Below are 21,698 nucleotides of genomic sequence, written 5' to 3' on the forward strand. Positions count from 1 at the left end.
GGTTCTGGTAAAACCTTAACTTCTTTTAAAGCAAGTCAAATAATTATGGATTTGCCTTCTGTAGATAAAGTTTTGTTTGTGGTAGATAGAAAAGATTTAGACTATCAAACCATGAAAGAATTTAACAGTTTTAAAAAAGATAGTGTAGATGTTACCAACAATACCAATAGTTTGGTAAATCAGTTAGCAGACGATTCTAAATTGGTGTTAACAACCATTCAGAAACTAAATAATGCGATTTCTAAAAATCAATATGATAAAAAATTATCTAGTTTAAAAAGTAGGAGAGTAGTCCTAATTTTTGACGAATGCCATAGAAGTCAGTTTGGAGATACACACCAAAAAATAACCAATTATTTTACAAACTCTCAACTTTTTGGTTTTACAGGAACGCCCATATTTGCAGACAATGCTTCTAAAAACGATTTAGGGAAAAGAACAACCAAAGATTTATTTGGAGAATGTTTGCACAAATATGTAATTACAGATGCCATTGCAGATGACAATGTTTTAAAATTCGGAATTGAATATATTGGAAGATACAAACAAAAGGGGAGAACCTTATTAGATATTGAAGTTGAAGATATTAACAAAGCAGAGGTTTTTACAGATGAAAAACGATTAGCAAAAATTGCAGATTATATTATTGCGTATCATGGTCAGAAAACGTTTAATAAAGAATATTCAGCCTTATTTGCAGTGTCAGATATTAAAACGCTTATAAAATATTATGATATTTTTGCAGCCAAAAAATTAAAAGGAAAACACAATTTAAGAATCGCAACCATATTTTCTTATGGAGCAAATGAAGCAGATACAGATGCACAAGATTATTTACCAGATGATGAATATCCGAATGCAGCAGAATCAGAACTCACGTATAATGCTAGCCATTCTAGAGAAAAATTAGATGCATTTATTGCTGATTATAATAAAATGTTCAACACTAGTTTTTCTACTAGAGATTCTGTACAATTTGAAAACTACTTTAAAGACATTAGTAAACGTTTAAAAGACAGAGAAAAACCGAGTTTTAATGATGCTAAAGATCGTTTAGATATTGTGATTGTTGTAAATATGATGTTGACAGGCTTTGATGCAAAAAAAGTAAATACGTTGTATGTAGATAAAAATTTAAAACATCATGGTTTAATTCAAGCTTTTTCTAGAACCAATAGAATATTAGGTGAAAAAAAATCTCAAGGAAATATTTTATGTTTTCGGAACTTAAAAAAAGCTACAGATGAAGCCATTACATTATTTTCAAATAAAAATGCAAATGAAACCATTTTAATTCCACCTTATGAAGATATTGCAACCAAATTTGATGAAGCTTTAGTTGCATTATATAAAGTTACTCCAACCTATAAAAATGTAGATGATTTAATAGGAGAGGAGCAAGAACTCCAATTTGTACAGGCTTTTAGAAGATTGTTAAGAGCAAAAAATGTGTTAGAATCTTATGTAGATTTTAATTGGGAAGATTTAGGTATTGATGAACAAACTTTTAACAATTATCAAGGTAAATATTGGGATTTACACGATAAAGTTAAAATGAATAATCAAGTTCAAAAAACATCGATTTTAGATGATATCGATTTTGAATTAGAATTGATTCATAGAGATAACATCAACGTAGTTTATATTTTACAATTATTAGCACAATTAAAAACTTCTAATAAAACAGAAGCACAAAAACAGAAAAAAGCCATTATTGATTTATTAGGTGGAGAAATTAAATTAAGAAGTAAACGAGAACTCATAGAAAAGTTTATTGAAGAAAATTTACCAAATATTAAAGATGTAGATTCAATTCCAGATGAATTTGAGAAATATTGGCAAGAACAAAAAGTTTTAGCATTGGCAAAAATCTGTGAAGAAGAAAATTTGGATAGAAAACAATTCAATTCTTTAATTGAAAGTTATACCTACAATGGACAAGAACCTATTAGACAAGATGTTTTTAAATGTTTAGACAATAGACCCAGTATATTAAAGGCTCGTGAAATTGGAGATAGAATTATATTAAAGATGAAAAAGTTTATTGATGTGTTTATTACTGGAATGACTGGGTAATATTTAAAATTAAATAAAAAATCAATTTATAAATCTGTAGCAAAGAAAGTTATTGAAAAAGGGGGTTTTTAACGTTGTTGTATAAGATTTTTTGCGTGTTTTAAGCACCTAATTTAGCAAATAAAAACCGAATAGAAAGTTCGCGAGGACCTTCGTAAATAGACTAGAACTAGCAATAAATTATATCCGGTTTTGTGGTTAGTACATTCTAAATACTTATTTGCTTTTTTCAAACCATAATTTTCTAATACGTTCATTTGAAAAAGTCAATCCAATTATTTGATTAGATATATTTCTGACAAATTGTAACGTCTTGTAATTTTTATTATCAGAAGTGAAAATATCTTTTTGAATCGGTAAGAACTCTATATCTTCAAGTCTCGAATGCTCTGCTATAAGCTTCCCATCTTTTATTTTAAATCTATAATATGTCTCAAGCTCTTCAGAATAAAAACCACCATTGTAAGGTTCTAAATTGACATTAGTATATCTGAGCATCACTAATGGTGGTTTTTCATTTACGTGAAATTCTAATTGAGGTTCATGATTTTTATTTTTATTAAATACTACTGTAACATCTTCTGTATCTCCCAACATCTTAAATTTATTCCGATCTATAGGAACAAGCTTCGATTCACTTTGTTTTGATCTGAAGTACATTAAAGTATCATTCTTTATATAAATTTTTCGCTTATATCCTTCATTTGGCTCCCAATAGTCGCCTTCAAATTCTTGAAGCTCTAAGTTAGATAGACTTATAAATTTTTCTGGATTTGGTTCAAATATGTTTTTCTTCTCTATTTCTTTAAAATAATCTTTTAAATATAAATTAACAATTCCGAATGCTTGATTTACAGGGTCGATTGAGGACGTATTTGCCAACACTATAACAGATAATTTATGCTCTGGCACACGCACAAAATAAGCTTTGTAACCTGCATCAGAACCTGAATGAACAAAGACTTTAATTCCTTGATATTTACCAGTAATTTGGCCTAAGGCAAAACCAGCTACATTACCATTATTAAGTTTTGGTTGGGTGTTTAATTTTTCAATAATAGCCATACTCCCTACTATTGGATTTTCAAAATTTAAAGCCCATTTCGCAAAATCTTTGGCAGTAATGAATAGACTTGTTGGTCCGACTGTTGCATAGCTCAAAACACTTTTTTTAAATTCGTTATCTGATTCATGATAAGAATACGCTCTGTTTTTTACAATTTTTTCATGATCTTCATAAAACTGTGTGTTATCCATACCTAGAGGATTAAAAATTCTATTTTTTGTAAACTCTGCAAACGACTGCCCTGAAACACGAGCAACAACCTCTGCTAAAAGTGTAAACCCTGTATTGGTATATAAATCTTCGTCACCTGGTTTAAAGTTGAGTTCTTTCTGTCTCTCAATTAGTTTTAGAATATGATTTGTAGTGATAACATCATCAAGACGAAAGCCAGCCATTTTTAAAAGACCCCATTGGTCTCTTAATCCGCTGGTATGACTTGCTAATTGCTCTAGAGTGATAGTATTTCCAAAATCTGGAACTTCAGGCACATATTTTCTAATATCATCTTTAAGTGATAACTTCCCGTCTGCTTCTAAAAGTAAAATAGCAAATGCAGTAAACTGTTTAGATAATGATGCTGCATGAAATATGGTATTTGGTGTAATAGGAATATCATATTCCATATTAGCACTTCCGTAACCTTTTAAATATATAACCTTTCCCTCTTTTATTATAGAAACCGCTAGACCCGGTTTTTGAGAGTTTTTCCATTGTTCAAAGACAGCATCAATATCTGTTTCTGTAACTGTTTTTGTTATCTTTTTCTGATCTTGAGAAAATGCGTTCAGTATTGCTAAAAAATAGCATATAACCAATGCCACAAGTTTAAGTTGTTTAGTTTTCATGTTATTTTATTTAAGTTAAGGATGATTTTTTCCTGCAGAGGCTATGACTCTGCATAATAATTATTAAAAAAATAAGTGCTGCTTATTTGAGTTGTCTTAAATAAATATTTCCTTTAAGATTTTGTATGTTAATTTCAACGCCTCCGTTATTAATTTTACCCTTTAAGGCTCTAATATTCGTTGCCTTAGGCTTTTCTTTACCCAATTCTATGTCAAAATCAGAATAAAACTCACCTCTAGGTGTTTTAGCGCTAATGTTGGCAGATGCGTCTGAAGGCATTCTTATATCAATATCGCCATTATCAGCAACTATAGACGTTGGGGACGACTGATTCAGTATAGAAAAAAAAACAGTGATATTGCCGTTACCATTTTCTGCAACAATTGGTCCTGTTAAGTTTGAAAGTATCGTTGCACCTTGATGATTTACAGCTTCAATTTCAGAGCTAAATCCGTCAATATAAATTTCATTATTCGCTAAACTTTCTACGGACATATTCATGCTTTTTGGCAAATGAATGACCAAATTAGATTCTCCTCTTACGCGAAGTCCTGTAACCATTAAAAATTTACCTTCTTTTATAACTTCGACACCATAACTGGTGTTATTATCACCTCTGCCTGTTATTTTCTTGAGTCCTATTGATTTTTCAGAATCTATATCTCTATAGTTCTCAGACGCTTTTATAAGAAAAGTAGTATCATTATGTGCCTTAACCACAATAGTGGTCTCTGAACTTATAATCACTTTAGTAATGCCATCTAAGGGCATCGAAAAGTCTTGTGCAAATATCGTTGCTGTTATTAAAAATAGAGCAAACGATGTGAATATTTTTTTTTTCATCCTAAATGATTTGTTTTAATTCTAGATTAATTTGTTCTTTAATATAACTTGGTGTTTCTTTGTTTTTAAGTAGTTTTTCCATGGCAGGAATTACACGCTTCTCTTCAATATCTACTAAAATTTGAATGAGTTCTATTTGCATATTAGCATTCTTTTCCTCTTCGAGGGTTTTAATTAATGCTTGTTTAACGGTATTGTTTTTTGCAAATTTTGCTAATGCATTTGCGGCTGCTAATCTCACATTAGTATGTCTATCATTGTTCATTTTATCTATGAGCAATCGCAGAATTTTGTCATCTGGCTGCACAAAAGCTTTGGCATAACTGACCGCTTGTAGACGTTTACTGGCAGATTCGTTTTCCATAAGAGATAACGTAGCTACTGTCTGTATTTCTTTTTTTTCTTGTTGTAAGGTGGCTATTTCTTTTACTTTATACATGTTGTCTTTATAACTACCATAGAGATAGCTAGAAATCATTAGTAGAATCGTAGCAGCTACTTTTAATATTGACTTAAATACTCTATTATTCGCTTTTAATGGTATCAGTTTGGAAGTTTTTAAAGCCAATTTTTCTTTAGCTAACATTTTATTAAAATTGAGTTCTAACTCTTTATCAGGAAGTTCTTCTTGAACCTGTTTTATTGTATCAATAAGATGATTAAATTCTTGGTGTATTTGCGTGCAACTTAAGCAACCCTTAAGATGTTCTTTAATTAATGTTTTGTTCGCTTGATCTAAATTATTATCCTGATAGGGAATAATAAGGTGTTTCATTTCTTTACAATTCATGGTGCTTCGTTTTTAAAAAATAACAATCCTTTAATTTCTGCATAGCTCTATGCATTTTTGTTTTAACGGCTCCTGATGTAGAGTTTGTTATTTCTGCAATTTCTTGATATTTCAAGTTTTGGTATTTACCCATAACAATAAGTTCTCTATCACTACTGCTTAACTGATTTAGTGCAAAATTTAATTGTCGAAGGTTACCCAAAGGCTCTGATTTAGTTTCATTTATTTGATATATATCTTTTAAATCTTTGTCGTTTAGACGCTGTGTCTTATTTTGAATTTTGTAATGATCTTTACAATGATTTCTTGCTATGGCATAAATCCAAGATGAAAATCTGTTTTGTCTATATGTTTTCCTATGTTTTAAAACTTTATAAAAGACCTCTTGAGTTATATCTTTACAAAGATCTTTGTCTCTTGTCATTTGAAAGCAGAAATTATAAATCTTAATACGATACCGTTGAAATAAATAGTGCATCACGTCTAGATTTCCTTCTCTAACGAGTCCCATCAATTCTTCATCTGTTATATTTTTCAATCGTTAAATTTTAATGTCTTATATGTAATACTCAAAAAAATAAAAAGGTTACATAAAAAATGATTTTTAATTAAAGACTAAAGATTATGATAAGAGTGACATTTAAAATAATGCGACTAGAATATAGTTTTTATTTCAATTCTAATTTAAAAGTATGAAGAGTAAAGTGAAAATTAAATGTAGAGCAATTTGTTGTTAGTATTAACCACAACTAGCATATTTTCTTATAAAACCTAATCTTAAATGTAAGATTTAGATCTATAAACTTATGTTTTATTCATTGTTAAAAATAAATAAAAAATAGGCACTAATTTGCTAAAAGTAAAAGTTATTATTTGTTTTTTTTAGCATCATTTATACCAATATAAACCTTGTTGTATTTTCCTGATGTAAGAATTTAAAAGCGAGAAATATGTTATTATAGCTACCTAATGCATTTGTAGGAAAGAGCATTTATTGGTAAAACTGCATTTTTACAACATGTTTGTGGATGGTTAGTTGCGGCCAAGAATAAGATTTATATGCTGCAATATAAGATAGTAACATGTACACAAAGATTGTGTTCCTATATAGCAATAGTAATTAAGTATACACGACTTAAGTGAGCATAGTAATAAAATGTTTTTTAATTATCTTTAATCCATTGTAACCAATCAAAAAGAACTTCTGATAAAAAGTCTGTTTTCTGATTTTCTTTATCTGGGTTTACTAATTGGTAATTGTGGCCTAAACCAATATAGTCATTAAATGTGATGTGCTTAATTCTGTCTTTAATGGTTTCAATCCTAAACATGTCTTGATATGGACTTGACTCATCTTTAGTGCCATAGGATATTAAAACAGGAATACTCAAACGCTTTAAAATTATATTTTCGTTTTGTGAAAATGAAGAAAGTGTTAAGTTAGAATCTCTATTCGGATTTATATAATTAAATGGATCTTCTACTGCTTCTTTCCAATATCTAATAATTTTTTCTACCCTTGGATTTTGCTCATTGGCTTCTTTCATACGTTCCTTATGCAACATAGCCAATATAGTTGAATAATAGGGCAGACCACTTGAATATATTAAATGAGTGGCCTTTATAGTTTTGTCGCACATGGAAAGTGCAATACCACTTCCTTGCGAGTGGCCTGAAATAACTAATTTAGAAGTATCTACCCAATTTTCTTTAAATAAAGAATCAATGACTTGAAGGTTGCGTTTTACGTAATAATCTAAATTATTATTTTTTAAATATTTTGTAGGATATATATATTCTTTTTTATTAATAAAATATTCTTTACCATCCACCAGACTATCTATATGCGCTATTAAAGGAATACCAGGTTTATTTACTATAACAAGGTGATATTCGTTTTCTACAAAACCCTCTTCAAGAGTTGAATACTTTACACGATGTGTACCATTATGAATAATTAGTGGTACACCCAAAGAACCTTGAACGGAAAACAAAAGCGGCTTTTTCTTATTTTCGTCCCCTTTTTTAGATTTTATTAGCACATCAACTGTATCTGCTTCAATTATATATTGCAAATGTTTAAAGCCAAATTTTTCAGGATTTTGAGCATAGGTTTGAAAACTAAACATCAAAATCAATAAAGTGTAAATCGTTCTCATCATATTTAAATTTGTTACAACTGGTATATATAACTAAAAAAGATATTTATATACTTCATATTTGAATCTATAAACTTATGTTTTATTCATTGTTAAAAATAAATAAAAAATAGGTACTAATTTGGTAAAAGCAAAAGTTATTCCTTTCGTTTTCTTTAAACATCATATTTATTAAATTAAACCAACGGTATTTTATATGATGTGTAAATTACGCACAGCTTTTATGTTTAAAAGCTAAAAGTTTTAAGCACTTCCGATAATTATCTATACGACTAGTTGTTTTTTAAGTTAATAAAAAATAGTAAATCACTGCCCAAATTGCTATAAAGAATAACTTGCAAGCATACTATTGTCTAAATTTAACGAAGAAAATGTTTGGTTTTTAACTTTGTTCTTTGTTGGCCTTTGTTATTTTTCAAAAACAATTTTTCCTTCCTTTATTGTTTTTAGGACTTGTATATCTTTTATTTCTTCGGACTTTACTTTTAAAGGATTTTTATCTAAAATCACTAAGTCAGCTAATTTTCCATTTTCAAGACTACCTTTTTTGTCTTCTTCAAAGTGTTGATAAGCCGACCAAATAGTAATCGCTTGCAATGCTTGGTATGGTGTTATTCTTTCATCAGGTCCAATAATTTTTCCTGAACGAGAAGTCCGTTCTACAGCTGTCCATAACACACGCATTAAGTTGGGTAAAGCAACAGGTGCATCCGTATGAATAGTGACATCTAAACCTTTGCTTAAGGCTGTTTTAACAGGGCTGATATGCTGAACTAAAGAATCACCAATTAATTGTGTATGCCAATCTCCCCAATAAAATGTATGAAGAGGAAATAAGGATGCAATCATATTCATTTCCTTGGCTTGGTCTAATTGGTCTTCTCTTATATATTGGCCATGAATAATCACATCTCGTCTACCTTCATTTCCATATTTTTCTTTTAATGGCTTCAGGGTTCTTATGAGCTGGTCAACTGCTGCGTCTCCATTTGTATGTGTAAGAATTTGCCAGTTATTTTTAAAGCCTTTTTCAAATATAGAAGATAGAACACTATCATTAGGAATTGCAGGATAACCACTATAGTGATGAGGCATTCCTTCTGGTGGAATAAGATACGGTTCTGTTCTCCAGGCAGTTCTTCCTTGTGGCGAACCATCTAGTGTTACCTTCATTCCCCCAATTCTAAATTTATTAATGTAATTTTTGTTATTCCATTTACTAGTCATGTGTTTATCCACAAACATGTAATCGATATAGCTTATCACATCAATTTTATATTTATTCCTTTCAGCCATTGCTACAAGTATTTCTTGATTTTGCATAGCTCTACCTTCTTGAGCAGTAGTATAGCCATAAGACAGCGCCATTTCTTGTCCTGCTTCAAAAAATTTTATTATAGCCTTTTCTGATTGAGGTGCTATAGCTTGCAGCATATATGGAATTGCAGCTAGTTCTTCTAAAACACCATTTGGTTCTGTAGAATTGTTTTCACGTCTTATAATTCCGCCTTCAGGATTTTTACTATTTTTATCAATTCCCAATTTCTCTAGACCTTTTGAGTTTACCACTGCAAAGTGCCCTGAAATATGTGTTATCATAATTGGAAATTCTGTACTTACTTTATCCAAGTCGTGTTTGGTAGGAAATCTCTTTTCTTTTAGGATTGAATCATCGAAACCAGTACCATAAATCCATCCCGTAAATGCTCTATTTTTAGACGTATTCCATTCCTTAAGAACTGAAATTAAAGTTTCCATGTCATCCACATTGGCATCTGGTGAAGCTAATAATTGCGCACCAATAGCTTGCGCACCAAAATTAGCAAAATGACAATGACCATCTATAAAACCAGGCACCAGCGTTTTTCCTTTAAGGTCAATCATATTATGACCTTTACCAGCAACTTTCATTGCTTCTTCGCTAGAACCTGTAAAAATAATTTTCCCATCCTTTTCAACTATTGCATCAACATAATTGGGTGAATTACCAACCATGGTAAGAATATCACCATTGTAATACACGGTTGATAGATTTAATTTTTTAGATTCTTCGCAAGAATAAAAAAGAGTTATACCTATAAGTAGTAGTAAGATTTTTTTCATGATAGTAGTAAGGTTTTTGATTATTGCCAACTTTGTTTTACAAGATTCGTTGTTTTGTATAAAGAATAAAGTTAGTAAATAATTACAGACATAGAAAATATGCGAGGATTTTATTAAGTAGGCTAGAAGCAAACAATTAATTATATACGCCTTGTGCTTCGTTATTTTTTAGTTACTTTAATTATCCAATCCATTAATTCATCTTTATTGATTTCATTCCAAGTTGTCTGTGTATTTCGATTTTCGGATGGATTGTATTCTGGTTGTAAAACAATTAATTCCGTATTTTCATTTCCTGCAAGTTCTAATTCAGCTAAAAAGCCAACTATATCCGTCGAATTGTTTTCATATAAGGTTCTATAGTACTTTTTTAGTCTATATTTTATTTTAGGCTCAATATAAGCTCTAACAGCATAATTTTTATAAAACTTAACATTCTCATTATTTTCATCAGAGTAGCTATAAGTTGAGAAATTGTGGTAATGCTCTTGGGCTGTTTTAGGTGTGCCTTTCAAATTGGTTTCCAACATAAAATTCATAAATTTTGGCTCCCAAAGGTCAATTCGATTGATTTTTATATCTCGTTTGTGTTGTTGCCATTTTCTTGTCCAATCTAAAGTAAAATCACAAATAACAACTCCTTTTATGTTAACCTGAAAATCATAATCTCCCTTTTTTAAAAATTCAATATATTTCATCGCTCTATGACCAACTAAACTTGCCCCTAAAAAGAAAATGTTTTTATTAGGTAAATGATGTTTATGAAACACTTCTTGAATTAAATTATGAGTAGAATTCATAGATGATTTAGAAAAGTAAAAGTCTAAAGGGATTTCAGTTGAAATTGATACTACCGCAAAGTTATTTTCATATGCTTGAGCATACATCTGCCTTGAACTAAAATTCTTTTGATCATACTTTGAGTCTTCGAGGAAAATAAGCACACCTTTTATTTCCTTATTTTCAGGAAGCATTAAGGTATAACCTTTTTGAATAAAAGGCAAAAAGTCATTTTCGCCTATTCCAACTTTTAGACTATCATTTTTTAAGGGTTCGTAATATTCAACTATTTTCTGTGAAAAAGATTTGGCGCTAAAAATAGCAAGGAAGAGTATACATAATACCTTAAAAGGTGTTTTCATTATCATCTGTTTTAATTACGCAACGTTGTTGTACAAGATTAGTTGCCTTGGTTAAGCAATGTATTTACTAAATAATTATTGACAAAGAAAATCCGCAAGGTCTTTAATAAGTAGGCTAGAACTAACAATAAATTATACATGGCTTGTTGTGCTTTGGTTATTTTTCAATTTCAAGATCAATTAACTTAATTATTGTTTCCATTTCTGAAATTAAGTTTTCACCTTCTCCAATTATAATTCCCAAATAGCCGATAGATTCTCCTAAATGGTTACCATGTTCAACTGTTTTGATCAAATTATTATTTATTAAATTCAGTTCTTCAGCAGAGTGTTTGTATTCAGGAATATTCGCAAAAGGGATTCGAGCTTTTTCAAAAATATCTATTTTCTTTACTTGTAGGTCTAAATAGAGTATTTCGTCTTCCGAATAATCGGCTAATAAATCATGCCATTTAGACAGTTTATAGCGTAGGGTTTTATTGGATATTTTATTTATTAATCCAGAAGAAATGAGAGAGTTTATTACACCTTGAGAAGGATCAAAAGTATTTGCAGCAAATCCATTATTGTTCCTGATCAAAGAATATTCTGAAAAAGTTGCTTTATTATACATTAATAGTTTGATGTATTTAGATAAGTTTAATTTCGATTCTTTTTTAGTATTTATATGAGTAGTAAATACCTTTTTGTTATTATTAAACTCCTGTCTCAAATCTACCAATGTTTGTTTTTCAAAATTGTAATCTTTTTGAAGTTCATTCCAATTATTAAGACTTAAAGCGATTAAAATTCCAATAACCACAAGAAGAATTTCTCCAATGGCATATTTGAAATACTTCCTAATTTTATTTTTTTCCATAAGGTCGAATCTAATTCGTCTAAAAAATTTAATCATAATCTATTTCTCGAGAAAGTGGAAATCTTCTTGGTTGGTTGTTATGAAGTATAAAATAGTTGTACGTTGACTTCGTCGAATCTTCGATTTGGTTATTTATTAATATTTTCATCTATAAGTTCAATAATATGCTCTAAAGTTCCCTTTAGCTCTTTTTCTTCTTCTAATCCATCTTTTCTTTGAAAATAAAAAAGATGGTTTGTTGCCCATCTAAATTCTGGATGCTCATATATTGATTTTACATTATATCCTAGATTTTTTCCATCTTTAACAATCATGGCACTGGTCCAAGCTGATTTCATCAAATCATCTCTTTGCGCCTCAATTTTTCTTGTGTTTTCTATAGCATCTATTGTCAATTCCTTTAACGATGCGAGTAAATATTTTAGTTCCTTATTAGAAAGTTGATTGATTTGTCCTGATGAGATAATGGAATTAAGTATTCCATTTTGCGGATCATAAGTGACGTTCCAATTAATTTTTCTGATTGATTCATAAAACAGAGTATCTGACATTTTATCAAAAGCTGCTCTGTCTTTAAAAAGGGCTCTCATTTCTATTGCGGCTTGAAAGGATTTTTCGTTTTCCGTAATTGCAAATTCCAAAGCTTTCAGATTTATTATCATTTCTTGCTTAAGGTCTTTAAGAATAGACTGTTCTGCATTTTTAAGCTTTCGGTCTTCATTCCAACCATTAATAGATACTGCTATAAGGATTCCAATAATCACCAAAACAATCTCACCAATTGCATATTTAACGTATTTACCTGTTTTATTTTCCATAAGTAAGTTTTGTCTAATTTTTCGAAAGAATTTTATCATTGGTCTTTAGGTTGCGTTAATCGAATAATCTCATTGATGTGATTTCCTATGGGTTCTTCCTCTATGGCTTTGATAATACCTCTTATAAGATCTCTTCGGGACATTATCATATTTTGAGTTTTTCTTGAAGACAATAAATCTTTAATAATTTCTTGATCTCTACTGACAAGATCGGAGTTTTCTAACCAATGAGGTCCTAATTGTTCATTATTAAATTTAAAAAAAGCAATTTCTTCTTCTTGGTAGTCCAATAAAACATCTTCCCAAGAGACGAGGTACTTTCGTAATTCTTCATCCTGTATTAATTCAAGCGAATTAGAATTGATTACCGACTTTATAGAACTGGAATATGGGTTATAGCTAATTCCTTGTACTGATGGGTAGGATTGGAAAGCCGCTATTTTCGCAGAGTCTCTCTCTATAGGAAACAAAGCAATTCTGCTGTTTAAAGTGGCAAGGTTTCTATAGTTTATGGCTTTAACAGTATCAAACTGAATTTTATTTTGGACAAAATCTCTATGGATATTATCTAACAATTTACGCTCGCTAATACCGTTTTTTCTATTGTCATTCCAATTATTAATTGAAAGCGCTATTAAAATTCCGATAACAACAAGCACAATTTCTCCAATGGCATATTTAAAGTACTTTACAGTTTTGTTTTCCATAAGTAAGTTTTGTCTAATTTTTCGAAAGAATTTTATCATTGGTCTGTAGGTTTTGTTAATCGAATAATCTCATTGATGTGATTTTCCATGGGTTCATCCTCTATGGATCTGATAATTCCTCTTATATTATTTCTTCGGGTTATAATCATATTTTGAAATTTTATGGAATTTCTAGAGGCTAGGTTCATTGCAGTGTCTTTTAATGTAAAATCGAATACATCTCTGTAATAAGGCCAAAGGAAGTTATCCAAATAATCATAGTATGTGTTTTCATTTTCTTTATAGTCGCGAAAAACATCTTTCCAAGAAACCAAATATTTCTGTAACTCTTCATCTTGAATTAATTGTAGCGCATTTGAATTGACTACAGCTTCTATAGAGCTAGAATATGGATCATAGGTCATGCCTTGTATTTGTAGGTTGTATTTGTAATAAGCTGCATACTTTAAAGAATCATTACCTAAAGGAAACAAAGCAATCAATTTTTCCAATCCGTCAAGCCCTCGATAGTGAATGGCTTTCAGAGAATCAAAATCCACTTTGTTATGGACAAAATCTCTATGGATATTGTCTAACAATTTACGCTCGCTAATACGATCTTTTCGGTTTTGATTCCAGTTGCTTACTTGTAAGGCTAGGAGTATCCCAATCATGACCAGCACAATTTCTCCAATAGCATATTTAAAGTATTTTCCAGTTTTGTTATCCATCAGTAAGTTTTGGCGAATTTTTCTAAAAAATTTAATCATAGGTTATGCGTCTTTTTTATAAATACGAAAGCGACTATCTTCACAAAAGGTTTGCAAGACCTTTGATTTTGCTTTGCAAAATTGTGTTGCGATAATCGAAAGATTTTTATCATTTGGTCGTTTTCTAGTATTAAAGCAAAACTGGTTTATAAGAGTTTGTGTTATAAACTGTTTTTTTTATTCTGAAAAATAAATAAAAAATAAATCATAATTTACATTTACCTGTTTGAATCCTTTCAAATGTAAAATATTTATTTTGCATAACAAATTCCATTAAAATAATGGGTTTTGTTAATCTATGTAAGATGGCTAGAAACCATCCATAAATGCCAAGAATTTTAATTTTACTTAAGTACTATAATGTTCTGCGTTATGTTACTTTGCTTTGGGTTAAAGCGAGATTAAATCTTCAATTTTTCTTTTATTTTTTTTCTTCTCAAATCTTTCTTTAAAAATATAATGGAATACGCTTTTTACGAAACGACGATAGGAGAGTAGTGAAATGTGTATGGAATGGAATATTCCTCTATATTTACAATTATTTTTAATATTTTTTAAATGGAGAAAAAATCAGAAAGTTTAGATACCCTTTCATTATCAAAAATGAATGAAATAATTATGAGTCTTTTAGAAAAAGAAGGATATCATAATTTAAAAACCCCATCAGTTAATGTGATTACTGGGGAAACAAAAGAAGGGTTATCTTTACTTACTACTACTTTTTATATATATCAAAAAACTCTTTCTGGGAATAATGCTGAAGTAAAAAAAATAATTGAAAAATTAAAACTCACAAACAAAGCTACAATGCCAAATTTAATGGTATTAGTTACAGGGTTTACTGTTTCAGGATCTGTTGATACACAAATAAAAAGAGGTTTAGAATTTAATTTAAATATTATTCAAAGAGATCAATTATCTGATTTAATAGATACTCATTTTCCTAATTTTTGGATGTATCAAAATTTTGATTTAGTTAGCTATGAAAAATATTTTTTAGAGGAAATGTCAGAAAAGTCTGCATTATTGAATATTCAAGGTCTTGAATCCAAAGCTCAAAAACTTATTAATATTTATATAAAACCAAGAATATTTGAGATAAAAGGAGATTTACAAAGTAACAGAACTCAATTAAACAGAGTTAGCGAAACTGATATTTTGAAAAGAAAGGAATCTTGCATAATTGAAGGAGATACTGGATCAGGAAAGAGCACTTTATTAAAAGAAATTGGACGTTTACAAATAGAGAAACAAAAGGATTTAAAAACACTACCAATTTTTATTTCTCCAATATTACTTTTCAATTCAAATTTTAATGTTGAATTAGTAGCACAAAACCTATTAAAAGGCAGAGTAACTGGCGATTGGAATCAAATAATAAATTCTTATAGTTTATTGTTTCTTATTGATAATATTGATGAATTTGAAGAAAGTGAACAAAAAATTGTTGTTGAACAACTTAATGAACTATCAAAATTAGAAAATATACGATTTATACTTTCAACAAGATCTATAAAAACTGGTAAATTAAGTTCTTATTGCAAGGGAGCTAGTTTTTTTCAAATAAGAAAATTTAACGATGTACAAATTAAGGAATTTGCTTCGAGATTTTTTAATAATGAAGGTATTGCTACTGATTTATTAGATGCTCTTGAAGATTATAGAATACTAGAACGATTACCATTAACTCCACTTTCTTTATCTCTTATAGCTTTAGTTTATGAAAAAGAAAACTATGAAATACCGGCAACAATTTCTGATATCTATGATAATTTTAATCAACTTATATTAGGTAAAATCACAGCTACTAAAAAATTCGAAATTATTAATTTTAACTTTAGAGAAAGAATATTATCAGTTTATGCTCTTGAGATTTTAAAAAATAATAAAAGCCGTCCATTTTCAAAAACTAAATTTATAACATTTTTTAAGGATTATTTTACAGCTAAATCAAGCGAAGTCCATACAAATGTTATTGAAGATTTTTTAGAATTTTTTATTGACAATTCTGGGATCTTAAAAATTGAAGAAGACGAATTTGTGAATTTTTCGCATAAATCATTTCTCGAATATTACGCATCAATAGAAATTTTCAAACATAAGAGAAGTTTAGAAAAAGATTTAGTTGATAATTTTCTTGATTTAAATTGGCAAAATGTTGCGATATTTTTTGCTGGACAATCAAAAGATATGCCTGATTTTCTTAAAGAAATAATGGAAAAAGTCAGAAAAGCATCAAGATTAGATGAACATAATAATGCTATTTCAGGTCTTGGTTATTTATTACAAGCATTATATCAAACAGATAATAAAATCCGTGAAGAAGCTGTTTTGTTATCATTAAATCAAAGTTTAATACTTCACGAATGGTACAAAAAAATAATTTCAGATGGTGATATTTTATTCTTTAAAAAAATGAAATTGCCTTCATTATCTCTTTTTAATATGTACTTTTTTTACTTAAACTTTTTATCATCTACTCTTAAAGAACCTTTAAGTTTAGCTTTTAGCCGTTTATTAGAAAAGTATAAAAAAGATGGAGAAACAAATGTTGGATATCAATTACTAATAATCTCTGCTATTTTTCATTCAAAAAGAATGAATGATTCAACCTATCTTCAAACTTTATTAGATGACACGTTGATTCTCAAGGATCCTTATCTAGTTACTGTTGCTGAATATGCATTATATTTTAATAGTAGCTCTGATCATAAAGAAATTAAACTTCAGTTACATAAGGCTTATAATAAAATGAGTGCTGTAACAAAAGAATTAATAAATTTACCTGCAACTAGATTAAGATTTTCTAATTTAGATTTAATAGAATCTAATAAAAAAATAACTTTAATTACAGAAGGACCAACTGATGCTGAAATTTTAGAACATGCTTTTACAATTCTAACAAATGGAAAAATACCTTATTGGAAAGTTAAACCCGCTGGAAATAAGGGTGGTGGAGCAAAAGAAGTTAAATTCATATTAGATAAATCAAAGCCTTTAAATGATGATGATGATACGATTATTGGATTATTTGATCATGATACAGAGGGATTAAATCAATTTGACGGTTTACAGTTTGAATATTATAAAGAGTATAAAAGAGTAAAAAAAATGAAAGGATCTCATATTTATGGGGTTAAATTACCTGTTCCAAAATCTCGCGAAATATATATAAAGCAAGAAAGAGAACATCAATATTTAGCTATTGAACATTATTTTGAAGATGAAATATTGAAAAAATTTGAAATCACAAAAAAATCAGGAATACCTGATATTTACAAAATTAAAGATGCTAGTGGCTTAAAAGTAAAGTTTTCTAAACATATTAAATCTATAAAGGAAGCTAAAAATTTCAAAAACTTTATTCCATTATTTGAAACTATTGATGATATATCTGGTTCATCTGAAATAGATTATCAAGAATTTATATAATATTTTCAGTTGCTACTTGGATAAAGCACTGGCAAATGGTCTAATATAAATTTGGCAAAACAATAGGTGAATGAGCGTAATATTTTAGAGAGTTAGCAACAAATACTATTGATAATCAAAAGTTTAAAATCATTTTTTGTTACATACCAAATACCAGATTCTACGTAATTATAATTAATACTTGTTGACGAATTTTAAAACACCCTCAGAACAATGTTTATTTGTATGTTCTAAATTTTATGGGATATTTTACATAATAGAGAATTATAGCTATCAAAGCATTTGTACTATAATTTATATTATGTAAAATAGAATATTTCAAAACCCCACTACTACATATGTTGGGTATAATAATTATAATCTTTTAAAATAACACCAATAAACTCTTTATCACTTTTATGTACAGACTTTATTTCGGTTACTTCCAATATTTTAGAACGCAATTTTATTAAGGTTTTATAATCGTTCAATTTATTCGCGGTCTTAAAAGTTTCTTTGATAATTCTTGCGTCATTATCGGACAAACGAATTACGTTTGGATATGTAGGTACATATTTTTCTGTGAGCGTTTCTAAAATGGTTTGCGAGAATTTTACATCATCTTTTAGATCTACTACAATTGTATTTGCAATAAGATCTCCAAATCTTTGTCCTTTATCTGTAATTAAAATTAATAAAAAACCAATAAATTTTCCGAATAAAAATAATAAAACCAATAACACTTCATACTTATCAAAACCCAACAACTGAATATAAATAAACAACAATGCAAATAAGTTGAAATCTACAACTCTTAAAAACCAACGAATTACATAATCTGTAATCGAAGGTTTAAAACCATCAATATTCAACACTTTAATGCTCAGTAACTTTTTTCCAATAGTTTGTCCATCCATTAAAATTTCTGAATATAAGGAGTAAAATGTAATTGGTGCAAAAAATAACACATCCAAGGCTTTAAGCGTCCAAGTATCTCCATCTACACCCGAATCAAAAAGACCGATATTAAAGATTTTCATCCCAAAGTACAAATAGCCAAACTTTAATATGTTGTCTACAACAAAGGCCCCTAACCTTTTAAAAACAGATGCTAACGTAAATTTTATATTTACATTTTGTGCAGTTTTTATTTGGAGTGTTTTCATGCAATGGTTAAATTCGCTCTATATGAGAGAGGTCGCTTTTATTAAGCAAAATAAAGAAAAATGGCTCGAATTTGAACATTCTTTTCTAAATAAAGAGAAAAAAAGTCCAGATGATGTGGCTAACTTGCATATTAAAATCATGAACGATTTGGTTTATGCCCAAACCTATTATCCTAAAAGCAAGGTTACCAGCTACTTAAATAAATTGGCAAAAACAAGTTTCGATACTGTATACGATTCAAAAAGACGAGATCGTAATATAATTTTGTACTTCTTTTTAGAAAAAGTACCACTCCTCTCCTACAAATACCGCAAATATTTCTATATCTCCTTTATTTTTTTCTTTGTTTGTTTTTTTATTGGGTTAATTTCTACCTTTAATGATGAAACTTTTGCTCGTCAAATATTAGGCAATTCTTATGTAGATCAAACCTTAGAAAACATAGAAAGTGGAGATGCCATGGCTATTTACAAAAGCGGAAGCAATTGGGCAACCTTTATTGGTATTTACGATAACAACCAAAGAGTGGGCTTAAATATGTTTTTATCAGGTTTATTTTTAGGAATTGGCACTTGTTTCTACATTGTTTACAACGCAATAATGGTGGCAGTTTTTCAAGCTTTTTTTTATCAACAGAATACTTTATTAGATAGTTTAAAAGGAATTTGGATTCATGGAACCTACGAAATTTTCGGAATGATTATAGAAGCTGGAGCTGGTTATATTATTGGAGCTAGTATTTTATTTCCAGGTACTTTAAAACGATTTCAATCTTTTAAAATAGGCGTTAAAGAAGCTTTTTATATCTTTCTCAGCACCATTCCTTTTACCATTATTGCAGCATTTTTAGAGGGTTATGTAACAAGATATTCCAATAGAATGCATCCTATTTTTTGCTTTGCTATTATTTTCTTTTGCCTCATAACCATTAGTTATTACTATCTTATAATGCCTTATAAAGTGGCACAAAAACACAATTTAAGGTAAATGAAAAAAATACTTACTTCCCTCCTCTTTTTAATAGCTTTCAATGGCTTTGCACAAGAAATAGATGAAGCTATTACAGCGAATCAAAAAGACACGATTGTCTATAAAATGTCTACAGACATAGCAGAGGAAAGGGTGTTTTCTAATCATTTAAACGAAACTTATTCAGGGCCTGATTTTGAATATACAGAAGAAGAAGTAGCAAAGAATGCCTCTTTACCAAATATGGGTTTCTTAAGTTCTTTTATCTTTTTTATGAGTAAAGTTTTCCCTTTGCTCTTGGGTGTCTTTTTGGTATTTGTAATTCTAAAAGTAGCACTGAATATAGATGTTCGATTTTGGAAAACTAAAAACAGCAATAAAAAACTGAGTGAAAAGTTAGTGTATACAGATGATGAAATCCACGAAGTGAATTTATCTTTTTTACTGCAGAAATGCATTCAGGATAAAGAATTTAGATTGGCAATTCGTTACTATTACTTAACCGTTTTAAAAGGATTATCAAATAAGAAACTAATTGATTATCATAAGGATAAAACCAACGCAGAATATGCTTTCGAAATAGAAAACGAAGAAATGCGTAATCAATTTTCTTATCTTTCTTATATATATGCCTATGTTTGGTATGGAGAATTTATAGTAGATGAAAACAGCTTTAAAGTGGCAGAAAATAAGTATCAATCTTTTTTAAAATCTATAGTTTGATGCTACTAAAAAACCTTTCTAAACGATTCCATTTTATCAGTTCAAGTAATTTTGAGTTACGAAAAATAGTATCGAAAACTATTTTGTTTTTAGTTTCTTTAGTATTGCTAACCAGTTGTAAAAAAACCAATTGGAGCGAAAACTTTAGAGAAAAAGAGAAAAGTCCTTTTGGCACCTATATAGCTTATAAAGAAGCCACTAACCTCTTTAAAAATGAAAAAGTAATTCTTTTAAAGGAAAATTTTTACGATTATCTTTTTACCAATTACGAAACCAAAAGAGCAGATTTTGGCAATTATATTATTATAAAAAACAATGCAAATAAACTACCTGCAGACGGAATTAACGATTTATTAGCCTTTGTTTCTGATGGAAATACAGCTTTTTTAGCCCTCAACTATTTTAACGAAGATTTAAAAGAAAAGCTAGAAATAACCACCAACAATTTAGACGAGGATAAATTCGGAGTGATTGATTTAATTTCGATGAAAGGTGAGTTTTACTTAAATGATAAAAAATTCGAGAATCAACCTTTTACTTTCGATAGAAATATTAGAAGACACTATTTTATAACTTATAATGAGAACAATACCCTAGTTTTAGGAACCACCAAAATTGATGGGGAAAAAGTGCCCAATTTTTTAAAGATCTATCATGGAAAAGGAGCGATTTATGTGCATACCAATCCTGTGGTTTTTACCAATTATTTTCTCTTAAAAAACAAAGAAACCTATTCAAGTCATTTGCTGTCTTATTTGCCTTCTTCTACCCTATTCTGGGATCCACATACAAAATACAGCAAATACTCCAAGCAAAGAGAAGATGATAGGCAATCTGTCTTTAAATTTTTCTTACAACACGAAACCTTAACATGGTTTTTATTTGTTTCTTTAGCAGGTTTATTGCTGTTTCTTTTTTTTAATGCCAAGAGAAAACAAAGAGTTATTCCTATTATAAACCCTTTAGAAAACACCACAGTTGCCTTTACACAAACCATTTCTAGCTTGTATTTAAAAGAGCAAAATCATAAGAATTTGGTCGATAAAAAAATAGTGTATTTCCTAGAAAAAGTAAGAACAAAATACTTGCTAGATACCAGCAATTTAAACAAGGCTTTTATAGCAAATTTGGCAGCCAAATCTGGCAATGAGATGCACCAAACGAAGTATTTAATAAATTCAATTATAACTTTACATAAGAAATCAGAATGTACTCAAGAAGAACTCCTTGTGTTGCACAAAATGATTCATACATTTTTAAAAAAATAAGA

17 protein-coding genes are annotated in these 21,698 nt (G+C 29.2%); 5 read left to right on the plus strand and 12 right to left on the minus strand.

What is annotated here, in order from left to right; genetic code table 11:
* On the plus strand, positions 1-2,076 hold a 2,076-nt coding region (locus tag WAO74_RS08765), incomplete at its 5' end, for a type I restriction endonuclease subunit R (protein ID WP_422161301.1).
* 216 nt (positions 2,077-2,292) lie between these two features.
* On the opposite strand, the gene WAO74_RS08770 is transcribed toward WAO74_RS08765, so the two are convergent.
* From WAO74_RS08770 to WAO74_RS08820, 11 genes are all read right to left on the minus strand, one after another.
* A complete protein-coding gene (locus tag WAO74_RS08770; RefSeq protein WP_422161303.1) occupies positions 2,293-3,987 on the minus strand; it encodes a serine hydrolase domain-containing protein in 1,695 nt (564 codons plus the stop codon).
* 82 nt (positions 3,988-4,069) lie between these two features.
* Positions 4,070-4,759 carry a DUF4097 family beta strand repeat-containing protein gene (locus WAO74_RS08775; RefSeq protein ID WP_422161304.1) on the minus strand — a complete coding sequence of 230 codons (690 nt, stop codon included), beginning with the start codon at positions 4,757-4,759 and terminating at the stop codon, positions 4,070-4,072.
* A 73-nt stretch (positions 4,760-4,832) separates the two neighbouring features.
* Positions 4,833-5,621: an anti-sigma factor family protein gene (locus WAO74_RS08780; protein WP_422161306.1), complete on the minus strand. Its 789-nt coding sequence runs from the start codon at positions 5,619-5,621 to the stop codon at positions 4,833-4,835.
* Positions 5,611-6,159 carry an RNA polymerase sigma factor gene (locus WAO74_RS08785; RefSeq protein ID WP_422161308.1) on the minus strand — a complete coding sequence of 183 codons (549 nt, stop codon included), beginning with the start codon at positions 6,157-6,159 and terminating at the stop codon, positions 5,611-5,613. The genes WAO74_RS08780 and WAO74_RS08785 overlap by 11 nt, the downstream gene beginning before the upstream one ends.
* Positions 6,160-6,784: 625 nt before the next feature.
* Complete coding sequence (locus WAO74_RS08790; protein ID WP_422161310.1) at positions 6,785-7,783, minus strand: alpha/beta hydrolase family protein; 999 nt, start codon at positions 7,781-7,783, stop codon at positions 6,785-6,787.
* A 405-nt stretch (positions 7,784-8,188) separates the two neighbouring features.
* Positions 8,189-9,802, minus strand: coding sequence for an amidohydrolase (locus tag WAO74_RS08795; protein WP_422161312.1), 1,614 nt, complete (start codon positions 9,800-9,802; stop codon positions 8,189-8,191).
* Between the two features lie 242 nt (positions 9,803-10,044).
* On the minus strand, positions 10,045-11,025 hold the full coding sequence (locus WAO74_RS08800) for a hypothetical protein (protein ID WP_422161314.1): 981 nt from the start codon (positions 11,023-11,025) through the stop codon (positions 10,045-10,047).
* A gap of 157 nt (positions 11,026-11,182) precedes the next feature.
* Positions 11,183-11,884 carry a DUF6090 family protein gene (locus tag WAO74_RS08805; protein WP_422161316.1) on the minus strand — a complete coding sequence of 234 codons (702 nt, stop codon included), beginning with the start codon at positions 11,882-11,884 and terminating at the stop codon, positions 11,183-11,185.
* 128 nt (positions 11,885-12,012) lie between these two features.
* On the minus strand, positions 12,013-12,702 hold the full coding sequence (locus WAO74_RS08810; RefSeq protein ID WP_422161318.1) for a DUF6090 family protein: 690 nt from the start codon (positions 12,700-12,702) through the stop codon (positions 12,013-12,015).
* A gap of 35 nt (positions 12,703-12,737) precedes the next feature.
* Positions 12,738-13,409 (minus strand): DUF6090 family protein, encoded by a 672-nt coding sequence (locus WAO74_RS08815; protein WP_422161319.1) that lies wholly within the window; start codon positions 13,407-13,409, stop codon positions 12,738-12,740.
* A 35-nt stretch (positions 13,410-13,444) separates the two neighbouring features.
* A complete protein-coding gene (locus WAO74_RS08820; protein ID WP_422161321.1) occupies positions 13,445-14,119 on the minus strand; it encodes a DUF6090 family protein in 675 nt (224 codons plus the stop codon).
* A gap of 597 nt (positions 14,120-14,716) precedes the next feature.
* Between WAO74_RS08820 and WAO74_RS08825 the strand changes: the two genes are divergently transcribed.
* Positions 14,717-17,590 (plus strand): NACHT domain-containing protein, encoded by a 2,874-nt coding sequence (locus WAO74_RS08825; RefSeq protein WP_422161322.1) that lies wholly within the window; start codon positions 14,717-14,719, stop codon positions 17,588-17,590.
* 332 nt (positions 17,591-17,922) lie between these two features.
* On the opposite strand, the gene WAO74_RS08830 is transcribed toward WAO74_RS08825, so the two are convergent.
* On the minus strand, positions 17,923-18,735 hold the full coding sequence (locus tag WAO74_RS08830; RefSeq protein ID WP_422161324.1) for an RDD family protein: 813 nt from the start codon (positions 18,733-18,735) through the stop codon (positions 17,923-17,925).
* A 22-nt stretch (positions 18,736-18,757) separates the two neighbouring features.
* Here WAO74_RS08830 and WAO74_RS08835 point away from each other — a divergent pair, with 22 nt between their 5' ends.
* Genes WAO74_RS08835 through WAO74_RS08845 form a run of 3 tightly spaced genes read left to right on the plus strand, consistent with a single transcriptional unit; the run spans position 18,758 to position 21,696 of the window.
* The gene (locus WAO74_RS08835) at positions 18,758-19,723 is read left to right on the plus strand and encodes a stage II sporulation protein M (RefSeq protein WP_422161326.1); all 966 of its coding nucleotides are present in this window, start codon (positions 18,758-18,760) and stop codon (positions 19,721-19,723) included.
* Entirely contained in the window at positions 19,724-20,428 is a 705-nt protein-coding gene (locus WAO74_RS08840) for a hypothetical protein (RefSeq protein ID WP_422161328.1), read from the plus strand.
* Positions 20,428-21,696, plus strand: a complete 1,269-nt coding sequence (locus WAO74_RS08845; RefSeq protein WP_422161329.1) for a DUF4350 domain-containing protein — start codon at positions 20,428-20,430, stop codon at positions 21,694-21,696. Before WAO74_RS08840 ends, WAO74_RS08845 begins: the two co-directional genes overlap by 1 nt.
* Positions 21,697-21,698 lie beyond the last annotated feature (2 nt).

The sequence above is a fragment of the Polaribacter sp. genome (assembly GCF_049276715.1).
In the GTDB taxonomy this organism is placed as follows: domain Bacteria; phylum Bacteroidota; class Bacteroidia; order Flavobacteriales; family Flavobacteriaceae; genus Polaribacter.

What these genes read in the sequence shown, in the direction of transcription:
- WAO74_RS08835 (WP_422161326.1), top strand. Translation starts at nt 18,758, where the DNA reads ATGAGAGAGGTCGCTTTTATTAAGCAAAATAAAGAAAAATGGCTCGAA.
- WAO74_RS08780 (WP_422161306.1), bottom strand. Translation starts at nt 5,621, where the DNA reads ATGAATTGTAAAGAAATGAAACACCTTATTATTCCCTATCAGGATAAT.
- WAO74_RS08810 (WP_422161318.1), bottom strand. Translation starts at nt 12,702, where the DNA reads ATGGAAAATAAAACAGGTAAATACGTTAAATATGCAATTGGTGAGATT.
- WAO74_RS08770 (WP_422161303.1), bottom strand. Translation starts at nt 3,987, where the DNA reads ATGAAAACTAAACAACTTAAACTTGTGGCATTGGTTATATGCTATTTT.
- WAO74_RS08845 (WP_422161329.1), top strand. Translation starts at nt 20,428, where the DNA reads ATGCTACTAAAAAACCTTTCTAAACGATTCCATTTTATCAGTTCAAGT.
- WAO74_RS08790 (WP_422161310.1), bottom strand. Translation starts at nt 7,783, where the DNA reads ATGATGAGAACGATTTACACTTTATTGATTTTGATGTTTAGTTTTCAA.
- WAO74_RS08820 (WP_422161321.1), bottom strand. Translation starts at nt 14,119, where the DNA reads ATGGATAACAAAACTGGAAAATACTTTAAATATGCTATTGGAGAAATT.
- WAO74_RS08775 (WP_422161304.1), bottom strand. Translation starts at nt 4,759, where the DNA reads ATGCCCTTAGATGGCATTACTAAAGTGATTATAAGTTCAGAGACCACT.
- WAO74_RS08825 (WP_422161322.1), top strand. Translation starts at nt 14,717, where the DNA reads ATGGAGAAAAAATCAGAAAGTTTAGATACCCTTTCATTATCAAAAATG.
- WAO74_RS08830 (WP_422161324.1), bottom strand. Translation starts at nt 18,735, where the DNA reads ATGAAAACACTCCAAATAAAAACTGCACAAAATGTAAATATAAAATTT.
- WAO74_RS08800 (WP_422161314.1), bottom strand. Translation starts at nt 11,025, where the DNA reads ATGAAAACACCTTTTAAGGTATTATGTATACTCTTCCTTGCTATTTTT.
- WAO74_RS08840 (WP_422161328.1), top strand. Translation starts at nt 19,724, where the DNA reads ATGAAAAAAATACTTACTTCCCTCCTCTTTTTAATAGCTTTCAATGGC.
- WAO74_RS08815 (WP_422161319.1), bottom strand. Translation starts at nt 13,409, where the DNA reads ATGGAAAACAAAACTGTAAAGTACTTTAAATATGCCATTGGAGAAATT.
- WAO74_RS08805 (WP_422161316.1), bottom strand. Translation starts at nt 11,884, where the DNA reads ATGGAAAAAAATAAAATTAGGAAGTATTTCAAATATGCCATTGGAGAA.